General features: G+C 43.3%; 21 protein-coding genes. 20 read left to right on the forward strand and 1 reads right to left on the reverse strand.

What is annotated here, in order from left to right; translation table 11 throughout:
* Positions 1 to 616: 616 nt before the first annotated feature.
* The 4 genes from ACESPQ_RS12765 (at position 617) to ACESPQ_RS12780 (ending at position 4,362) form a co-directional block, all read left to right on the forward strand.
* On the forward strand, positions 617 to 1,684 hold the full coding sequence (locus ACESPQ_RS12765) for a branched-chain amino acid aminotransferase (RefSeq protein ID WP_002608577.1): 1,068 nt from the start codon (positions 617 to 619) through the stop codon (positions 1,682 to 1,684).
* 163 nt (positions 1,685 to 1,847) lie between these two features.
* A complete protein-coding gene (locus ACESPQ_RS12770) occupies positions 1,848 to 2,342 on the forward strand; it encodes a hypothetical protein (protein WP_217780455.1) in 495 nt (164 codons plus the stop codon).
* Between the two features lie 264 nt (positions 2,343 to 2,606).
* The gene (locus tag ACESPQ_RS12775; RefSeq protein ID WP_373144442.1) at positions 2,607 to 3,659 is read left to right on the forward strand and encodes a hypothetical protein; all 1,053 of its coding nucleotides are present in this window, start codon (positions 2,607 to 2,609) and stop codon (positions 3,657 to 3,659) included.
* 1 nt (position 3,660) lies between these two features.
* Positions 3,661 to 4,362, forward strand: coding sequence for a hypothetical protein (locus tag ACESPQ_RS12780; protein ID WP_233105628.1), 702 nt, complete (start codon positions 3,661 to 3,663; stop codon positions 4,360 to 4,362).
* Between the two features lie 335 nt (positions 4,363 to 4,697).
* On the opposite strand, the gene ACESPQ_RS12785 is transcribed toward ACESPQ_RS12780, so the two are convergent.
* Positions 4,698 to 5,810 carry an FAD:protein FMN transferase gene (locus ACESPQ_RS12785; protein ID WP_181392530.1) on the reverse strand — a complete coding sequence of 371 codons (1,113 nt, stop codon included), beginning with the start codon at positions 5,808 to 5,810 and terminating at the stop codon, positions 4,698 to 4,700.
* 307 nt (positions 5,811 to 6,117) lie between these two features.
* Here ACESPQ_RS12785 and ACESPQ_RS12790 point away from each other — a divergent pair, with 307 nt between their 5' ends.
* The 16 genes from ACESPQ_RS12790 (at position 6,118) to ACESPQ_RS12865 (ending at position 18,317) form a co-directional block, all read left to right on the forward strand.
* Positions 6,118 to 7,410: an RnfABCDGE type electron transport complex subunit C gene (locus ACESPQ_RS12790; protein ID WP_002608582.1), complete on the forward strand. Its 1,293-nt coding sequence runs from the start codon at positions 6,118 to 6,120 to the stop codon at positions 7,408 to 7,410.
* A gap of 13 nt (positions 7,411 to 7,423) precedes the next feature.
* Positions 7,424 to 8,926 carry an RnfABCDGE type electron transport complex subunit D gene (locus tag ACESPQ_RS12795; RefSeq protein ID WP_055200622.1) on the forward strand — a complete coding sequence of 501 codons (1,503 nt, stop codon included), beginning with the start codon at positions 7,424 to 7,426 and terminating at the stop codon, positions 8,924 to 8,926.
* 11 nt (positions 8,927 to 8,937) lie between these two features.
* Positions 8,938 to 9,456 (forward strand): FMN-binding protein, encoded by a 519-nt coding sequence (locus tag ACESPQ_RS12800; RefSeq protein WP_002608584.1) that lies wholly within the window; start codon positions 8,938 to 8,940, stop codon positions 9,454 to 9,456.
* Between the two features lie 14 nt (positions 9,457 to 9,470).
* On the forward strand, positions 9,471 to 10,130 hold the full coding sequence (rsxE, locus tag ACESPQ_RS12805; RefSeq protein ID WP_002608585.1) for an electron transport complex subunit RsxE: 660 nt from the start codon (positions 9,471 to 9,473) through the stop codon (positions 10,128 to 10,130).
* 3 nt (positions 10,131 to 10,133) lie between these two features.
* Positions 10,134 to 10,715: an electron transport complex protein RnfA gene (locus tag ACESPQ_RS12810; RefSeq protein ID WP_002608586.1), complete on the forward strand. Its 582-nt coding sequence runs from the start codon at positions 10,134 to 10,136 to the stop codon at positions 10,713 to 10,715.
* Position 10,716: 1 nt separating this feature from the next.
* Positions 10,717 to 10,887, forward strand: a complete 171-nt coding sequence (locus tag ACESPQ_RS12815) for a hypothetical protein (protein ID WP_009272898.1) — start codon at positions 10,717 to 10,719, stop codon at positions 10,885 to 10,887.
* A 14-nt stretch (positions 10,888 to 10,901) separates the two neighbouring features.
* Entirely contained in the window at positions 10,902 to 11,210 is a 309-nt protein-coding gene (locus ACESPQ_RS12820) for a (Fe-S)-binding protein (RefSeq protein ID WP_002608587.1), read from the forward strand.
* Positions 11,211 to 11,349: 139 nt separating this feature from the next.
* Positions 11,350 to 11,760, forward strand: coding sequence for a DUF3788 family protein (locus ACESPQ_RS12825; RefSeq protein ID WP_002608588.1), 411 nt, complete (start codon positions 11,350 to 11,352; stop codon positions 11,758 to 11,760).
* Positions 11,761 to 11,785: 25 nt separating this feature from the next.
* Positions 11,786 to 12,166 (forward strand): hypothetical protein, encoded by a 381-nt coding sequence (locus ACESPQ_RS12830; RefSeq protein ID WP_373144443.1) that lies wholly within the window; start codon positions 11,786 to 11,788, stop codon positions 12,164 to 12,166.
* Positions 12,167 to 12,246: 80 nt separating this feature from the next.
* Positions 12,247 to 12,489, forward strand: coding sequence for a PF20097 family protein (locus ACESPQ_RS12835; protein WP_373144444.1), 243 nt, complete (start codon positions 12,247 to 12,249; stop codon positions 12,487 to 12,489).
* 47 nt (positions 12,490 to 12,536) lie between these two features.
* A complete protein-coding gene (locus ACESPQ_RS12840; protein WP_002608591.1) occupies positions 12,537 to 12,794 on the forward strand; it encodes a hypothetical protein in 258 nt (85 codons plus the stop codon).
* Between the two features lie 462 nt (positions 12,795 to 13,256).
* The gene (locus ACESPQ_RS12845) at positions 13,257 to 13,754 is read left to right on the forward strand and encodes a GNAT family N-acetyltransferase (RefSeq protein WP_002608593.1); all 498 of its coding nucleotides are present in this window, start codon (positions 13,257 to 13,259) and stop codon (positions 13,752 to 13,754) included.
* Between the two features lie 288 nt (positions 13,755 to 14,042).
* On the forward strand, positions 14,043 to 15,059 hold the full coding sequence (asnA, locus tag ACESPQ_RS12850; protein WP_002608594.1) for an aspartate--ammonia ligase: 1,017 nt from the start codon (positions 14,043 to 14,045) through the stop codon (positions 15,057 to 15,059).
* A 175-nt stretch (positions 15,060 to 15,234) separates the two neighbouring features.
* Positions 15,235 to 16,005: a DeoR/GlpR family DNA-binding transcription regulator gene (locus tag ACESPQ_RS12855; protein ID WP_257333299.1), complete on the forward strand. Its 771-nt coding sequence runs from the start codon at positions 15,235 to 15,237 to the stop codon at positions 16,003 to 16,005.
* A 236-nt stretch (positions 16,006 to 16,241) separates the two neighbouring features.
* Positions 16,242 to 16,637: a PTS sugar transporter subunit IIA gene (locus tag ACESPQ_RS12860; protein ID WP_008819449.1), complete on the forward strand. Its 396-nt coding sequence runs from the start codon at positions 16,242 to 16,244 to the stop codon at positions 16,635 to 16,637.
* Between the two features lie 45 nt (positions 16,638 to 16,682).
* The gene (locus ACESPQ_RS12865) at positions 16,683 to 18,317 is read left to right on the forward strand and encodes a PTS system mannose/fructose/sorbose family transporter subunit IID (protein WP_008819448.1); all 1,635 of its coding nucleotides are present in this window, start codon (positions 16,683 to 16,685) and stop codon (positions 18,315 to 18,317) included.
* Positions 18,318 to 18,342 lie beyond the last annotated feature (25 nt).

The following is an 18,342-nucleotide window of genomic DNA, read 5'->3' on the forward strand; positions in this document are numbered from 1 at the left end:
AGAAAAACAGAATATACATCAGATCATAACGATCACTTAGTATATGCCACAGAGATACCGATAAATGCACAACTGATGTTCTATCTGCGCTGGAGATGTTTAAGCCTGATATTCAGCCAGCATGCCGGCAGGCTTCTCATCGCTTTCGCAAATAGCTTTTTGCCGGAACAGAAGGTGTTCATCCGATCAGGAATCATCCAAAGACCCCGGCAGGGCAAAGGTACACTTATGAAACATGCAATCCCGACACAATGGCTGTGTTGCTTCGGACGCTCCTTGACTCCCATAAAGGTCATCAAACTGGTATCTATCATTCGCCTTTGGTTATGAAACTTTTCTGTGTCTCACTGCGGATTACGGATTGTCAACATTTGAATGTAGGGAGATGAAATACTCTTTGCTGATTTACATCTGTTACATTTTTACTTATTGCTATTACTATGCATGGGTTGATTGGAAGGGGAGCATCATAATATGGTACGGTAATAGAGAAATGCACAGTCTTTTGAAATAAAAATGAGAGAGAATGTAAAAATATGAAAGAATGTGGTTGACGAAATTGCAAAAAGGGTGTAACCTATGAAACATAGAAGTTGTGATTAGGGAGGATTCGTATATGAATATCGAAATTATAGAAGCATCACAGAAAAAAGAAAAACCGGACTGGAGCAGTGATCTGGGCTTTGGTAAAATCTTTACCGACCATATGTTTACCATGGATTGGACAGCAGAGCAGGGCTGGTGCAATGCCAAGATCGAGCCGTATGCGCCGATCTGCATGGATCCTGCAAGTCTGGTTCTGCATTATGCACAGGAAACCTTTGAGGGGCTGAAGGCCTATAAGACTAAGGATGGCCGGGTGCTGCTGTTTCGCCCGGAAATGAATGCGCGCCGCTTCGCCAATTCCAACCGTCGTCTGTGTATGCCGGAAATGGATGAGGAGATGTTTGTAGAGGCGGTAGCTGCGGTTGTAAATTATGAAAAGGACTGGATTCCGACTGCCGAGGGTACCTCACTTTATATCCGCCCGTTTATGTTTGCGACGGAAGCTGCAGTTGGGGTACATCCAAGCAATGCCTACAAATTCATGATTCTGCTTTCTCCGGTTGGAGCGTATTATCCGGAGGGTGTAAATCCTGTGAAAATCTATGTAGAGGATGAATATGTGCGGGCTACCAAGGGAGGCACCGGATTTACAAAGTGCGGCGGCAACTATGCGGCCAGCATTGCTGCGCAGGTCAAGGCGGAAAAGCTGGGGTATACCCAGGTGCTCTGGCTGGATGGTGTGGAGCGAAAGTATGTCGAGGAAGTCGGAACGATGAACGTCATGTTCAAAATTGATAATAAAATCGTTACGGCACCCTGTGATGGAACAGTATTGCCGGGTGTTACCAGAGATTCCATTCTGCAGCTGTTAACCTCCTGGGGCTATGAGGTGGAGGAACGCCATCTCGCTATTGATGAGCTGATGCAGGCGGGTAAGGAGGGCCGTCTGGAGGAAGCGTTTGGTACCGGAACTGCAGCGGTTATTTCTCCTGTCGGAGAGCTGAATTTCAAAGGGGAAATCACGGTGATCAATGATTTCAAGACCGGAGAGCTGACACAGAAGCTGTACGATACACTGACCGGTATCCAGTGGGGCGATGTTGCGGATACCTATGGCTGGACACGGGAAGTAAAATAATCATACCAGGAATCATCCCAACGGTTGATTCCTTTTTTTGCGCCTTCTTATACAATAGGGATGTTCAAGGATGGATGAGGAGGAGTTTAGAAGGAAGTATTGCGTATACATGTAGTCACTGGTCTATATGATGCAGTATGGTGAGGATAAGAAGCTGTGGCGTATGAAGCGGATACTGCTGTCTCTGGTATCCTTTTTCTCTTATCTGGGTGGTATGATTGCATTTACCATGCTGTCTGTGATTCTGTCGGCCTTTATGACGCTTGCCGTGTGCCGGCTGTTTGGTGCTCAAATCGGCTTTTCCCTGCCGGTTTATGCCGGTCTGCTGTTTGTTTTAGCTTTGTTTGCGACAGCCTTCGCCCTGTTTTTGAATATGCTGTTTGCACAGAAGGTTACAGCCAATATGCTGGGAAGTGCACTTGCTGTTTTGGCATCCATTATCTCGGGTGGCTTTTATGAGGTGGCTCATGAAGGAGGAATTCTGGATACCATTGCATCCATGCTGCTGACCAAGGCTGTTTTACAGCTGAGTGAATCACTGGAGGCAGGGCTGACAGCACAGGTTGTGGAGCATCTGGGTTTTGTTTTGCTGTGGGCAAGTGCCTTGTTTATCGCGACACTCCTTGTGCAGTGGATGCATAAAACAGCCGCAGATTGATTCTTTAACTTAATGACATTGAGACTTAACCTTTTATTTTCCTGTAATTCAATTGTATTACAGGCCACATGTGAAAAATTCACAAAAGCACTATACTTATGTGGTCTTTAATGTAAACACATACAATATTGTTATTTTGCATTGACAAATAGGTATATTAAATATAATAATCTATTTGATAAGATATATTCGATACTCATAATTCGGTGGAGGTGAAAGAAAAATTATAATGTTAATGATATATTATCTTGATGGAGGGAAAATATGAAAAAAATTCTATCAGTTGTATTCTGTTCATTATTAGCATTCTCAATGAATAGTTTTACAGGGGCAAAAGCTGAAGAAAACGACATGCTGTATTTCAAAACTATTAAATCAGAAGTTGCTGATACATATGCAAAGGAAACAGTTTATGATTTTTTGATTGCTGAAAACACAATTAAGCCAATCTTAAATGAGAAAATAACAATGGGACAGGGTATTTATGTTCAGGAGACGAGCAATGAGAGCATCCCAACTTATTATTATCCTATTTATATTGATAATAAGTTAACTTATGTTTATAGAATTTTCGATGATGGAACAGGAAATTATACAGGTATTTTTAGTGAAAATTTTGTAGATGATTTAACTAAATATGCTGGAAATACTCCAGAAGATGCTCCTATTATATCTTTAGACCCACAAAATAACCAGGAGTTGTTTATAAGTGATAATGGAACAACGATTGTAAACAGTAAAACTGGAAGTGTAGAAGCATTTCGAACAAAAGCAGAATTTAGAAGTGCTTCTGCTTTCAAGCCAGTTGATATTTCAGACAAAACCAGCTTTTTCGTCAAACCACAAACTAGAGCTACAAGTTATAATTATATGCTAAATATAAATATTGTTGAAACGCAGGGAAGTACAAACTGGAGTTTTGCTTATGTTACTGCTACAGCCTTGCGCTATAAGGGTAAGAATGTGCGAGTCTCAACAATAACTAATTATTTTAATCTAGGCACACAGACAGCCTTATCAGTTGACAATGCGAAGAAGTATTGTAAAACAAAGGGTGTTACATATGATGGAAGGTACTCAGGCTCTATTATGAATTCTTCTCTTCATGGTTATTTAAGGGGGGGCAATCCGGTACATTGGTCTATGGATGTATCAGGAGGAGGTAATCATGCTTTACTTATTCATGGTATAGAGGGAAGCAGAAGAAGGGTATGGAACCCTTGGTATTCGTACTCTGAATGGTCTGTAGATGCAGTAACTTATAAATCTGCGGGTGGAACAACCATGAAAACACGTGGTTATGGCATGTATTTTTAAAATGAAATTAAAATATTTATTGACTTTCGCTTTCATGATTACATTCACTGGGTGTTCTACACCTCAGGAATCACCTCCGGTTGTTTATTCGGATGCAACTTTGCCATTTGTGTTGCCTGAAGGCATTTTCTATCAAGACAAGATTTATTGGAAAAGTGATGTAGACACTCAAGAAGAAATAAATGGACAAGAATTGGGTGTAATAAAAGAAAGTGTATCACGAGAAGAATTTCCAACAAGTAACCTAAATGTAACAAAATCTGCTAAGAAATATATAGGGGACAAAGTAATAAAAAATGACAACTCATTATTCGTTAAACATGATAATAAAATACTACATTTTATCTATACAGACAAGATGGAACTTGGCGAAGAGATGAATGTATTTGACAGCAATAATTCTGAGGATGCCTCGTATCCACCACATTTTATTTATAATGGTATGCGTTATTTACCAGCAGCAGTAACTGAACCAGATATCTTTGAAGCGATTCCAGATTCATTTCAGTATGTTGGTAAGATGAAAGAAGAGATTGCTGTATATGCTAGCAGAAACTATACAGGGGTTCACATTAAGAGAAATACAAAAATGTATATTGGAAAGAACCAAAATCGGTTTATGCTTTTACAACATCCGAATGGATTTATTGAACTTTATGAATGTATAGCATATAGGGAATTGAATAATCAAAGAATTTACTAAAAAACTCACGGCTCTATCGTGAGTTTTTTAGTAAATTAACATTATGATAGAAAGCAATAGCAATTTTCACCTAAGCTTATCTATATACCATATGTCATAAGAAACAATACTATGTAAAATGTTTATACCTTTTATTTAAAAAGTTTCTGCTTTTTATGGCATTTTATGAATGCTTCGAAATCAATAAAATCAACAGACTCTAATCATAAAGAGCAATTCAATGTAGAATGCAGAAAATCAGTATTGGATAAACGAGACTGTTTTCTCCATGCAGTTCAAATCACAGGAACAGGGTGATTTTTTTGACTTTAACCAATCCTACAGGTAACGGTCCATCAGCTCTCCTTGATTTTATCCTTTAAACCGTCGCTAAAGACAATTTGATACCCCTTAACACTGATGGCATCTGTACCATTCTCCGGTTTCTGGATATCATCGTACACCCAGATGGCATTGACCTGAATGTTTTCTTCCTTCTGCAGGCGGTTGATCAGCTTTACGCCTTCCTCATGGCTCATCGTATACAGCGTTGTGGAAAGGATGTCCGCTATGCCGCTGTTGTCTGTGATTACCGTAACAGAACGGCTGTGCCGAGCCGGCATCAATGTATCAGGGTCAATGATATGATGCATGATCTTACCCTTATACGTATAATAGCGCTGGTAATCACCGCTGGTCACAAAGGATGTGTCGCCCTTGGATTTTACAGAGATTAAAGAATCGGTGGACTGTGCTTTCAGATTTGGAATCTGGATGCCGACGGACCAGGCTTCGTTATCCGGTTTATCGCCAATCAGACGGATATTACCACCGCCGTTGATAATGGCATGCTGAAGCCCGTCCTTTTGCAGCTGATCGGCAATAAGCTCCACGGCATAACCCTTGGCAACACCGCCGACATCCAGAGATACATCACGATCGTCGATATATACCGTGCTGTTTTTTTCGTCGATCTGTACATGCTTCCAGCCGCTGTGCTTTGCGGCTGAGCGCAGCTCCTTCATGGACGGGATACTGCTTTCCTTATTCTTCTGGTTTGCCAGCGTTCCCGCCTCACGGTAATCATGCCATATGTTTAACACACTGCCCATCGTGATATCAAACTGATGGTCGCTGATGGTATCGTAGGCTTTTGCCAGCTTTAGAAGATCCAGAATGACAGGCTCGACCTCGACCGGCTGCCTGCCGGCATTGTCATTGATGGTTTTGATGTTATTCACGCCGTCATAGCTGTTGTATTTGTCAAACAGCCGGTCGTAATAGCGAAACTGCTTTTTCAGCTCGGCACTATAGCTGTTGAAGGCAGCTTCATTCTCCGTATAGGCGGTAAAGCTCACCACGGTATCAAAACCGATATCCGTTGCCGTCATGGAATATTTATGGAGTGCCTTTTCACTGCAGCCGCTCAGCAGCAGCGCACCCAGCAGAATGCTTAGTATTTTTTTCATGTTATCACCGTTTGACATTATACCATTATTTCCACGAATTTAAACCGGGATGCATAAGAAAACTTTATCATTTCCTACAAGAGCGAAGCATTCGTTTTCAGTAACAATTTAACATTTTTACAAAAGTCCTTACCTGTATGGAAAGCGAAGGAAACCGGAGGGAAACTACCAGAAAAATCCTTAAGAAAATGTTAAATTTCCGCTTTTTATCATGGTATGAAAATGCTATAATAAAACCGGTATGTAAAATGTGTCAGCACATTCACATATGATATGGAAGAAGTAAGAGAAAGGTAAGGTGACTGTGATGTCATTGTTTAAAGGACCGATGCGTCAGCACATTCCGGGCCATAAGGAACTCAGCGACCATGTAGACATCATGGAAGTGAAAGCCGGCAGCAAGGTATTTATCCCTTTGATCTGCGGGCCTTCTGTGAATCTGGAAATACTGGTTAAGGAAGGTGACCATGTTTCCATTGGTACAAAAGTTGCCCAGTGCAATGAACGTAATGTTGTTCCTATTTTTGCAAGTGTTTCCGGTACTGTGGCAGGTACGCAGAAGCTTATGCATTCTTCCCTGAAGCCGGTGGAGCATCTTGTTATTGAAAACGATGGATTGTATGAGCGTGTACGTTCGTTTGAACCGCTTGATTATAAGAGCGCTGATCGTACAGCGCTGATCGATTTCATGATGAATGCGGGAATCATCGGTCTGGGTGGTGCAGGCTTCCCTGCATATATCAAGTACAAATTTGCAAAGGATGTAAAGAAGCTGATCATCAATGCGGTGGAATGTGAACCGTTCATCACTGCGGACTATAAGATGATTCAGGCGCACAAGGAAGAATTTGTTACCGGTGTGGCAGCCATGAAGAAAATGGCGATGGCACCGGAGGCAGTGATCGCAATCAAGAAGACGCATCCGGATCTGATTCAGTTTGTGGAAGAAGCAGTCAAGGGCATGGAGGGCTTCAGCGTAGCGGCTGTGCCGGATGTGTACCCGATGGGCTGGGAGCGTGTTTTGGTGCGTGAAATCATGCATGCAGAATATGAAAAGCTGCCGGGTGAGGTTGGTGCCATTGTCAATAATGCGACAACGGCGATTGCATTTGGCGATGCACTGCTAACAGGAACGCCAATCGTATCCAAGACGCTGACCGTATCCGGAAATGCGATAAAGAAGCCGGTCAACGTACAGGTTCCGGTTGGTGTACCGGTATCAGAAATTGTAGCGGCATGCGGCGGCTATACCTGTGAGGACGTAAGGCTGATTGCCGGAGGTCCGATGATGGGGAAAACGATCGTCAACGACAAATTCGTGATCGACCGCAATATGAATGCATTGACCATTCTGGAAAACAAGCCGTTTGACAGTATTGCCTGTCTGCGCTGCGGGAAATGCTCTGACCACTGTCCTGCAGGACTGCAGCCGGTGCGTATTGCACAGGCGGTAAAAACAAACGATAAGAAAGCCATGGAGAAGCTATGTGCCATGGATTGTATCGAGTGCGGTCTTTGTACATACATCTGTCCGTCCCGTCTGGATGTGACGGAGAATGTTCGCCGTGCAAAGCGTCAGCTGATGCTGGCTAAGAAGTAAGGGAGGGTATTTTATGAAATTTACATTCCATGCATCACCGAACTTACGTCAGAAGCAGAGCACACAGCAGATTATGCTGGAGCTGATGATCGGGTTACTTGTGGTGTTTGCATTTTCACTAATTTATTATAATCAGGCATATAGCTTTGATCATATGCTGCAGGCGATCAAGCTGCTTGCGGTATCCCTGCTTGTCGCATTTGTGACTGAGCTTGCCTGGGCATTCTTTATGAAGAAGGATCAGAAATTTGATCTGCCGTATATCAGGAAGTTTATGGGAGGCTCCTTTGGATGGATCACAGCGATCATCTTAACGCTGATGTGTCCCATCAGTATCCGCCCCTATGCGCTGGGAGTCTCCACCTTCTTCGCTATCTTCTTTGCGAAGCTGTTGTTTGGAGGCTTTGGAAACAATATCTTCAATCCGGCTGCTGTGGGAAGAGCCATCGTCTTTGCGACCTTCATGGGGGCAACGACGGATGTCATCACCTCAGCAACACCGACAACCGTTATCGCGAGCGAGTTTAACTGGCTGGTGACAAATCCGGAAATGATCAAGGATATGATGAGTGAGATCGGCGGTATCGGAAAGCTGCTTACCGGCTGGTATCCGGGTGCGATCGGTGAAACAAGCGCAATCATCATTCTACTGGTCGGTGTTGTATTATCCATTCGCCGCGTTATTGACTGGAGAGTTCCTGCTGTGTATCTGGGAAGCATCTTTGTTCTGGCGGCCGGTATCGCACTGCTGCGCGGTGTAGGAAGCTATGACGGCATTCCGGGCTTTCTCTGGTATCCGCTGGTTCATGTATTGACCGGTGGTGTTGTCTTTGGGGCAGTGTTTATGCTGACCGATCCGGTGACCTCTCCAACGAGTGCACAGGGGCGCTGCATCTTTGCGCTTGGAGCTGCCATCATCACCGTGCTAATCCGTGTAAAGGCAAATCTGCCGGAGGGCTGTCTGTATTCCATTCTGATGATGAATATGCTGACACCGATGATTGAAAAAGGGCTGGAAGGAAAACAGCTGGCTCTGCGCAAAAAAGCGACAATCATCTTCAGTATTGTTGCAGTTGTCGGTATGGGAAGCGTACTGCTTGCCGGAAGCGTTATTGAAGCAAAGGAGCCGGCTCCTGCTGTTATGCTGAATACTGCGGACAAGGATGTCAATAAATTTGAAGCCAAGCTGAGTGGAAAGACAGAAAACAGTGATGGCACCGTGACCTATCATGTGGAATCACAGGGGTACGCATCCACAGAGGATCCAACCATCTATAACAAATTCGATATCACCGTGAAGGATGATAAAATCGTCACGGTTGTACCGACGGAAATCAATGATACACCGTATCAGGGTGATAAAATTGACAATCCTGCATTCCTGGATCAGTTTATCGGACAGGATTTGAAAAAGGATGTCGAGGTAGAAAAAAATGATGCGGTAACAGAAGCTACGTTCTCTTCCAAATCAACGGTACGCGCCGTTGAAGAGGTACGTAAGGCTCTGGGATATTAGGAGGTAAGAATATGAAAAAGATACTACATCTGACTGTCTTCTTAGCTCTGATTGCTGCCCTGGCCGGAGGAGCGCTGGCGTTTGCCAATAACATGACGGCTCCTGTCATCGCTGCCAATGAGCTGGCTGCGGAAAAGGAGACGCTGAAGGAAATCTATCCGGATGTGAGTGATGATGCATTTGTAAAGGTGAAAGACAATGCTTCCAAAACCATTGAGAAAATATTCGAGGTGGAAGGAAAGGGCTATATCTTCAAAATGAAGGTAACCGGATATAAGGACGGTACCAGCTATTTGGTGGCTCTGAACAAGGATGGAAGCGTGTATGACTATGTTGCGATTTCCAATGGAGATACACAGGGGCTCGGCTCCAAGGTAACGGAGAAGCCGTTTCGTGAATCTTTAAAGGGAAAGGATGCAGCAGGTGAAGAGATTCTGGATGATACGATTACCGGAGCAACGGTTTCCAGTAAGCCGGTTATTGAAGGAATCCGTGAAGCAGCCAAATATCAGGCTGAGAATCTGAAGTAGGAGGTGGATGAAGAATGAACCGTAAAGAGAATTTTACAGCAGGATTCATCCGTGAAAATCCTGTATTCTCCCTGTATCTGGGACTTTGTTCCACCCTGGCCATTACGACCACGCTGAACAATGCCATCGGTATGGGAGTTGCTGTTATCGTAGTATTGATCATGTCCAATGTGATCATTTCCCTGATTCGTAATATTACACCATCGGAAATCCGTATTCCGGTGTATATCGTTATCATTGCAACGCTTGTAAAAATCATTCAGATGCTGATTAAGGCATATGCGCCGAGTCTGGATTCTGCGCTGGGTGTCTTCATCCCGCTGATTGTTGTAAACTGTATTATTCTGGGCCGTGCGGAAGCCTTTGCCAGCAAAAACGGTGTGTTTGATTCTGCACTTGACGGACTTGGCATGGGACTTGGGTACACCGTATCCATCATCCTGATGTCCGCAATCCGTCAGATTATCGCAACGGGAATCCTGTCCTTTGACAATCCGTTCGATGCTGCACAGAATATTTTCTCAATCCGTATTATTCCGGAAGACTTTGCAATCTCCATGTTCTCTCAGCCGTTTGGTGCATTCTGTACGTTTGCATGTCTGGCTGCGGGACTGGCTGCCTATAAGTCTCACCAGCAGAATAAGGCGAAGAAGCTGGAAAAGGAGGCGAAATAAACGATGAACTGGAGCAATTTATTTGTGATGCTGATTACGTTTGTCTTCATTAACAACGTCGTCCTGAATCAGTTCCTTGGTATGTGCCCGTTTATGGGGGTATCCAAGAAGAGCAGCTCTGCCATCGGTATGGGTGCTGCCGTTACCTTTGTAATCGTAGCTGCATCATTAGTTACCTATGGTTTGTATTATATGGTACTGGATCCGCTGGGACTTCAGTATATGGATTTGATCACGTTCATTCTGGTCATTGCCGCACTGGTTCAGCTGGTCGAAATGATCATTAAGAAGCTGAGTCCTTCCCTGTATAAGGCACTTGGTGTCTACCTGCCGCTGATCACGACAAACTGTGTCGTATTGAATGTGACACTGAATAACATCACCAGCGGTTATAACTTCGCGGAGATGCTGACATATTCCATTGCGATTCCTGTTGGTTTCACGATGGTGCTGTACATCTTCTCTACAATACGTGAGCGTCTGGATGCCTGTGATACGCCGCTTTCCTGGAAAGGAAATCCGATTGCCCTGATCGTTGCAGCAATCATGGCACTTGCCTTCAGCGGACTGATGGGTCTGGTTTAATATGAAGGCATTACTTCCCGTCCTGTATCTGGGGGCACTCGGTGCAGTTTATGCGCTGGTGTTTTACTTCAATCACAAAACACCGCTTCCCAAGGGATGTGAGGATTTGAAAGCACAGTGCAAGGGCTGTCATGATCATTCCTGCTGCAACAACCCTGCACATGAGGAATAGAAAGGGGTCGTCACATGGTAACTGCAATCGTTATGATGCTTGTTCTGGGGGCAATTCTTGGTCTTGGGCTGGGAATTGCGGACAGATTCTTAAGCGTTGAAGTCGATGAGCGTATTGAAAAGGTCAGCAGCATGCTGCCAAACTACAACTGCGGCAGCTGCGGGTATGCGGGCTGCAGCGGACTTGCCGAGGCACTGGTAGAGGGTGAAGTCACTGTTGTCGGTACCTGCAAGCCTTGTAAACCGGATCAGAAAGCAGCCATCGCTGAATATCTGAACACAACACCGGGACCGGATGGTACCTGTGTTAAGGTAAAAGCTTAATCAATGAAGTCAAGGAGTATTCTTTCGCAATGAAGGATGCTCCTTTCATATTTTAAGGAAAATACGGTGAACAGAGAATTACATATGGTTGAAAGTGTGCTATAATGAAAAAACAATCGAATGGCAGGAGGATCGGTTTATGTATGAAAGAATGTTGAATAAGCAGGAGCAGCCTCAGTATAACGAAATGTGTATGCACTGCAAGGAATGTGGGGAGCTGTTTGCCGGTTTGAATACATGGCTCATGGAAACATTTGCAACGCAGCAGGAGATTACCTTTCCCTATGGTAACCATTACGGCTGGGGAATTGCGCATCGTAAGCGTAACAAGCTGATGTGCAATGTGTTTCCGGAAGCGGGTGCTTTTACCGTCATGCTGCGGTTATCGGATACACAATTTGCATCGGTATATGAGCAGCTGCAGCCTTATGCAAAGGAATATGTTGATAACAGATATCCCTGTGGCAACGGCGGCTGGATACACTATCGTGTATGTGAGGAAGCTCATATGGAAGATATTCAGCGACTGCTCTTTCTTCGCTGTGACTAAAGATACAGTAGTATGGAAGTAAGGAGTGAGAAAGTTGAAAACATGGGGATATATGGTTCTTCTGTTTAGTATCTGTATCCTTGGCGGCTGCAAGGATACAGAGGCTGAGACCGTCCAGGGGAAAATAGTGAAAGCGGAAAGCAGTGAGCAGCTGCTTATGGTAAACGGACAGCTGTATTACAATACGAAAAAAACCGATAATGAAAGTCTGCGCTGCGGTATGATGGATGGAGAAATCGACAGCATGGTAGGGCGGACAGAAATACCGAAAAAGGATAATCAATCCAACTTCGCTACCGGTATCAGCTATCAGATAGGGGATCAGGAGATAGAGCTGGCTATGGATGGGAGCTGGGTCATATTCAAACTTTGGAAGCCAGTTGTTCCATTGGATATAGAGGAATAAAAAGCGAACGTATACACCACTGGGCAGAAGGACTGCCAAGCTTCTATAGTTTCACATCTGCCGAAATAGGAGGAATGAAAATGCTTCGTCCATATTGCGGTAAGGAAATGAAAGCAGGGTTTGTACAGGCCGCTTCCAATAGTATTTTCTCTGAAAAAAAGCACCTTGTGAGGATGCAGCCTGCAAATGATCAGGAGGTGCTGCTGGCAGAGCAAACCTTGTATCCCGCTGCTATAGCTGCATATTACTGCACAGGCATATTACTGCACAGTCTGTCACCGGGTTATTATGAATGGCGAAGAAAGATTATAATACAAAAATAAGTGAATTACAATGTAGTCAGTTACGTTTATAGAGAGGAGTGTGAGAAATGTTATCCTTAAAAAAAGTGCTGTTAACGGCAATTGCATCCTTTCTGGCATTTGCAATCCTTGCAGGTATATTTGCCGATTTATTACTGCTTATGCTTGGTCTGACAGGAGAGAGTTTTGATATGTATAGAATTCAGATCTGCCTTGCATTTTTATGTTCCGTAATGGTAACATGTACCTATATCATTATCCGTAAAATTTATGAGCTTTCTCTGGATTTCAGTCGATGGAAGAATAAGGATAAGATGCCGTTTTAGCACGATATGAAAACATTACTCTTTTTCCATGTCTAGTCATAATGAAGACAGATAGGATACTATACGAATGTTAAAGAGGTGATGACGGCATGGAAAGCTTTCAGGAATGGCTGGATTTTGTATTGGACATGCCATTACCTGACGATAGCGCTGCAGTGAATTTCAATTTATGTGAACAGGAAGAAAAAATCTAATCAATCGAATTCGCAGGTACAGGAGGCTTTGATCCACAGGATGATGACTAGTAAGGAGATTTTTGTAACACGTGAGGCATTGTCCGGCTGAAAACAGGTCCTTACGGAAATGATTATAAGGCTTTAAGCATATCTATCCTGCGGCTGATATACGGAAACACTGAAGGCATATACCGGAATCGGTATCGGTTTTGTGGTTGGAGATATCTACATACTGTATCAAAATGAAGCTCAATGTCATATAACAACAGGTAATAGAGTTTACACCATGCAGAAAGGTGCATACTATATCATGGTGATGAATATGACAGTTATGGTACGTCCCTGGGATGTAGAGGATGCGATGGAGCTGCACAGCTTGTCCATGCATCCGTATTATTTAAAAAAAAGAGTCTGGAAATTCCTGTATCCGGATACCTTTCTTAATGCCGTATCAACGATTCATTTTTATCAGCATGCAGATCCGCAGCGGTATTTATTTCGTGCGGTGGAGCTGGATGGCAGTGTTTGCGGCTTTCTGGAATGTGAAAAAAAGACCAGCAGCAGTGCGGAGCTGTCCTATTGGCTGGGTGTACATTACTGGCATAAGGGAATCATGCAGCAGGCGGTTCGTGCTTTGTGCGAGGAGGCCTTTGATACGCTGCAGGTGCTCTCCATTTATGCACTGGTTGAAAAACGCAACACCGCTTCCATGCATGTGCTGGAGGCAAATGGATTTCAAAGAGAGGAATTCGGAAAGCTGTACATGTTTAAAAAGTATAAGTAGGACATGTGTGTTGTATTCTTTTACAGGCTGTGTATGAGAAAATGTAAACGGATGAAATAGTGTAGGCAAGAGGATAAAGAGCGTTTGAATTTCCAAGCGTGTGACATCCTCTTTTTTTGTATCTCTTCGGTATGCGGAAGCTGATTAAATCGTGTGCTTCCTTCTGTATATATCGAAATGAAAGGAATTGTAAATCAATTAAGAATATTGAAAAACATTTCAAAAAAAGATATATTTTGGAAATAAAATCATGTATAATAAGAAGGTATATGAAAGAGGAGTGAAGCTATGGCAGTTGAAGATCTGATCATACCAAAATATTATGAAAACAAGCTGGATATCATATCCACGGAAATCGCCATCAAATATGTCAAGGACCTGTTTGAACGTCGTCTGGCGCATCATTTGAATCTGATGCGTATATCCGCACCCTTGTATGTTTCCAAAAGCAGCGGATTGAATGATGATTTGAACGGTACAGAACGTCCGGTTGCGTTTGATATCATGGAAATTGAGGGTGAGGACTATCAGATTGTTCATTCTCTTGCGAAATGGAAGCGCATGGCTTTGAAGCGGTACAATCTGAATGTAGGTAAAGGAATCTATACCGATATGAATGCAATCCGACGGGATGAGGTGCTGGATAATCTGCATTCCTGCTATGTCGATCAGTGGGACTGGGAAAAGATAATCAGCCGGGAGAACCGGACGATGGAGTTTCTGAAAATGACTGTACGTAATATTATGAAGGCATTGAAGGAAACGGAGAAGGAGCTGGATATCGTTTATGAAAATCTCATGCCGTTTATTCAGGAGGATGTGTATTTCATCACTGCACAGGAGCTGGAGGACCGCTTTCCTGATCTGACACCAAAAGAGCGCGAGTATGAGATTGTAAAGCAGCATAGAACTGTCTTCCTGATGAAAATCGGAGATACCCTGAACAGCGGGGAAAAGCATGACGGACGTGCCCCGGATTATGATGACTGGGCATTAAACGGTGATATCCTTCTGTATTATCCGGTGCTGGATACCGTACTGGAAATAAGCAGTATGGGGATCCGCGTGGATGCTAAAGCATTGGCAGAGCAGTTGAAAAAAGCAGACTGTGAGGAGCGTAAGAATCTGCCGTTTCACAAAATGCTGTTGCAGGATGAGCTGCCGTTAACCATTGGCGGAGGTATTGGTCAGTCCAGAATTTGTTTGATTTTATTAAACAAAGCACATATCGGAGAAGTACAGGTTTCCCAGTGGAGCGATGCCATGCGGGAGGAATGTGAAAAGCATAATATCGTATTGTTATAGGACATGAAGGTGTCCTATTTTTTATTCTGCAAGGATTGCTGTCTTCACGACATGAAAAAAACATTGTATAATGAATATAGACATAAGAAATTGGGAATTTCTTGATAGGGAATATATAATATTTTGATTGCGAAAGGAGAATGACGGGCATACAGTTGTCTGTCGTAGTTGGGGTATGGAAAAGAGATTGGAAAAAAGGCTTGATGAAATATCAAACTATTTACTATCGCATGGGAAGGCAAGTGTTAAGGAACTATCCGACTACTTTGGAGTGACAATGGAAACCATTCGTAAAGATTTGGAGTTCTTACAGAGAAAAGGCATTTTATTTCGTACGCACGGCGGTGCTGTTTTACGTAATTCATTTACCGATGTACCCATTGATGTTCGAACACAGGAAAAAATTGAGATAAAAAAGGCAATCTGTATGGAAGTGATCAACTTTATTCACGATGACGATGTTGTTTTTGTTGACCCCAGCTCTACAGCACTTCCGCTTGGGAAGCTCTTTAGCTTTCGCAAGAATTTACTGATTATCACGAACTGTTTTGAAATGATGAATGAATTAAAGGAAAGCAGAAATGAGGTAGTCTTTCTCGGTGGGAAGTATTCACGAAGCGGAAATCGTACAGAGGGGCAGTTTGTATCCGATATGGCGAGTCGGTTTTCTTATGATGCTGCGATTTTTGGAACGGATGGCTGTCTTGGATTTGATGGTCCCGGGACACAGACAGAAGATGCAATGTTTTTAAATGAAATCATATTGCGAAGAAGTAAATGTAAAATCTTGATTACGCTGGCAGTTAAGTTTGAACGAACATCACGTTATCAATATGGCGTGTTTCAGGATTTCGATGCTCTGGTTACAGATAAGATTGATCGTGATCTTAATCATAAGTTAAAGATTGGTAAGATCATAGAAGTTAACCGTTTTGATACTGAATAAAGAAATACGGGCATGTCTGATGATATGTCTTTTTTTTATGTGCTTGTAAATTTTTGAAACAAAACAATTCGGAAGTGATATAAATTTTGAATCAATAGTAAAAAGATTTGATTTCAGAATTAAAAAGAAATCTATTGACTAATATACTGTAAAATATACAATGTAATTGTAAATGGAAACGATTTCATAAAAACAGATTTAATTAAAAACTTTTGAAACAAAAAGGAGGAGTCAAAATGAAACATATCGTTATTGGAGCGCATGGGAATCTGGCAGAGGCCTTTTTAGAAACTGTTCGGATGATAGCCGGAACAGAACAGACGTCCTGTATTCATGCCATCGGAATGAAGGAGAATATGGATCCGCAGGCATTTATCAAAAAGGCAGAGGAGCTGATCGATGAGGATCGAGATGGTGAATATTTGCTGTTGGCGGATTTATTCGGAGCAAGTCCCTGCAACAGTCTGCTTATGGCATTTCAGCATTGCCGCTACCGTCTGGTAACCGGCTTGAATCTGGGAATGGTCTTAGAAGTATTATTTCAATTCGATGATATGTCTTTGGAAGAAGCGGCAGAGCACATGGTAGAAATAGGGAAAGGAGGTATTCAGAATGTGATTTTGCCTGCATAAGGGATGGAAGACGTATGCATACATTAGAAAAAAGGAGAGGAAAAAATGACATTATTACAAGCAATCTTACTTGCGATGCTGTATTGGCTGGCAGCAGGTGAAATCTTTGTACCGTTCACCTACTGCTTCTGTGATTTAATGCTTATCTCACTGCTTACCGGTGTTATTTTGGGGGATCCGGTAAAGGGCTGTATTGTTGGTGGAACTATTCAGCCGCTGTATCTGGCACTCACTGCCGTTGGAGGCGCTATGCCGGTGGACAAAGAAGCGGCCGGTATTGTGACGACGGCCATGGTCATAACGGCAGGCATATCGCTGGATCAGGGTCTGGTGATTTCTTCGGCAGCTGCACTGATCATGGCGCAGCTGCACACAGTAAAGCGTTTGGCTATGGTTTGGACGGTACATCATGCGGATAAAGCAGTGGAAACCGGAAATGTAAAAGAGCTTACCCGTACCTCACTGCTTTACGGACCACTCATTCGTGCGGTGATTTTCCTGGTGCCGATGACCATCGTATTGAAATACGGCGTAAACAGTCTGGGTGTTCTGATGAACGGCCTTCCGGATTGGGCAAACAACATGTTCTCTCTGGCAGGCGGACTGCTGCCTGCACTCGGATTTGCCATGGTCATTCTGGTCATCGGAAAGGGACAGCTAATACCGTTCTTTATCGCAGGCTTCTTCTTTGCTCAATATTCCGGTCTGGGAGCGGTACCGGGCTGTCTGCTTGGTATTTTTATTGCCTGGCTCTATACGATTTTTACAAAAAAGGAAACAGACAATGGAAGCCTGTTTGCGGATTTACTCAATCTCAAAAATGCGGAATCCAAGGCAACACATATTCTTAGCAGGAAAACCTTGAAAAAGGTTTGGTTCAACTGGCGCCTGCATGTCTGCCATGTGGATAATGTTGAGCGTTTACAGGCAATGGGGATGTGTTTAACCATGGCACCGGCATTGGAAGAGCTGTATCCGGATGACAAGGAAGAACAAATCAAAGGATTGAAACGACATATGCAGTTCTTTATCACAGAAAATATGATTGGTGGTATCATTCCCGGTATTATTACATCACTGGAAGAGCAAAGAGCGATACAAAAGCGGGATCAGGTGCCTGAAGATCAGCTGATTTCCGAAGATCTGATCAACAGTGTTAAAAACGGCATGATGGGGCCTTTTGCCGGTGTTGGTGATACCCTGAATTATGCGACATTGAAGCCACTTATCTCCACCTTCTTTATGGGCTTTGCGCAGCAGGGGATGCTGTGGGCACCCATTGTAGATGATATTCTACTCTATGTCATTCTCGTATCGGAAGGTAAATTCATGTTCAACATGGGCTATAAGCTGGGAACCGATTCAGCAATGAATATACTGCAAAATAATGCAGTGCAGAAAATCGTAACCTTCTTCTCTATTGTCGGATTGTTTGTGATGGGTACTATGGCAGCACAAAACGTCAATGTAGCTGTTATCTATGAAATTCCATACGGGGCAAAGGATATGATCAGTATTCAGGAGCTGCTGTTTAATCCGATTGCCCCGGGTATACTCTCACTTCTTGCAGTCTTTGGTGTTTACGCTTATCTGAAGAAAGGCGGCACCGTGTTAAAGGTTACGCTGGTACTGCTGGTAATTGCCATCGCACTTGGAGGTCTGGGTATTCTGGGTGTGTAATTCAAAAAGGAGGAAGCAGAATTGA

Source organism: Clostridium sp. HGF2, from assembly GCF_964240115.1.
GTDB lineage: Bacteria > Bacillota_I > Bacilli_A > Erysipelotrichales > Erysipelotrichaceae > Clostridium_AQ > Clostridium_AQ innocuum.

What these genes read in the sequence shown, in the direction of transcription:
- ACESPQ_RS12765 (WP_002608577.1), top strand. Translation starts at nt 617, where the DNA reads ATGAATATCGAAATTATAGAAGCATCACAGAAAAAAGAAAAACCGGAC.
- ACESPQ_RS12770 (WP_217780455.1), top strand. Translation starts at nt 1,848, where the DNA reads ATGAAGCGGATACTGCTGTCTCTGGTATCCTTTTTCTCTTATCTGGGT.
- ACESPQ_RS12775 (WP_373144442.1), top strand. Translation starts at nt 2,607, where the DNA reads ATGAAAAAAATTCTATCAGTTGTATTCTGTTCATTATTAGCATTCTCA.
- ACESPQ_RS12780 (WP_233105628.1), top strand. Translation starts at nt 3,661, where the DNA reads ATGAAATTAAAATATTTATTGACTTTCGCTTTCATGATTACATTCACT.
- ACESPQ_RS12785 (WP_181392530.1), bottom strand. Translation starts at nt 5,810, where the DNA reads ATGAAAAAAATACTAAGCATTCTGCTGGGTGCGCTGCTGCTGAGCGGC.
- ACESPQ_RS12790 (WP_002608582.1), top strand. Translation starts at nt 6,118, where the DNA reads ATGTCATTGTTTAAAGGACCGATGCGTCAGCACATTCCGGGCCATAAG.
- ACESPQ_RS12795 (WP_055200622.1), top strand. Translation starts at nt 7,424, where the DNA reads ATGAAATTTACATTCCATGCATCACCGAACTTACGTCAGAAGCAGAGC.
- ACESPQ_RS12800 (WP_002608584.1), top strand. Translation starts at nt 8,938, where the DNA reads ATGAAAAAGATACTACATCTGACTGTCTTCTTAGCTCTGATTGCTGCC.
- rsxE (WP_002608585.1), top strand. Translation starts at nt 9,471, where the DNA reads ATGAACCGTAAAGAGAATTTTACAGCAGGATTCATCCGTGAAAATCCT.
- ACESPQ_RS12810 (WP_002608586.1), top strand. Translation starts at nt 10,134, where the DNA reads ATGAACTGGAGCAATTTATTTGTGATGCTGATTACGTTTGTCTTCATT.
- ACESPQ_RS12815 (WP_009272898.1), top strand. Translation starts at nt 10,717, where the DNA reads ATGAAGGCATTACTTCCCGTCCTGTATCTGGGGGCACTCGGTGCAGTT.
- ACESPQ_RS12820 (WP_002608587.1), top strand. Translation starts at nt 10,902, where the DNA reads ATGGTAACTGCAATCGTTATGATGCTTGTTCTGGGGGCAATTCTTGGT.
- ACESPQ_RS12825 (WP_002608588.1), top strand. Translation starts at nt 11,350, where the DNA reads ATGTATGAAAGAATGTTGAATAAGCAGGAGCAGCCTCAGTATAACGAA.
- ACESPQ_RS12835 (WP_373144444.1), top strand. Translation starts at nt 12,247, where the DNA reads ATGCTTCGTCCATATTGCGGTAAGGAAATGAAAGCAGGGTTTGTACAG.
- ACESPQ_RS12840 (WP_002608591.1), top strand. Translation starts at nt 12,537, where the DNA reads ATGTTATCCTTAAAAAAAGTGCTGTTAACGGCAATTGCATCCTTTCTG.
- ACESPQ_RS12845 (WP_002608593.1), top strand. Translation starts at nt 13,257, where the DNA reads ATGCAGAAAGGTGCATACTATATCATGGTGATGAATATGACAGTTATG.
- asnA (WP_002608594.1), top strand. Translation starts at nt 14,043, where the DNA reads ATGGCAGTTGAAGATCTGATCATACCAAAATATTATGAAAACAAGCTG.
- ACESPQ_RS12855 (WP_257333299.1), top strand. Translation starts at nt 15,235, where the DNA reads ATGGAAAAGAGATTGGAAAAAAGGCTTGATGAAATATCAAACTATTTA.
- ACESPQ_RS12860 (WP_008819449.1), top strand. Translation starts at nt 16,242, where the DNA reads ATGAAACATATCGTTATTGGAGCGCATGGGAATCTGGCAGAGGCCTTT.
- ACESPQ_RS12865 (WP_008819448.1), top strand. Translation starts at nt 16,683, where the DNA reads ATGACATTATTACAAGCAATCTTACTTGCGATGCTGTATTGGCTGGCA.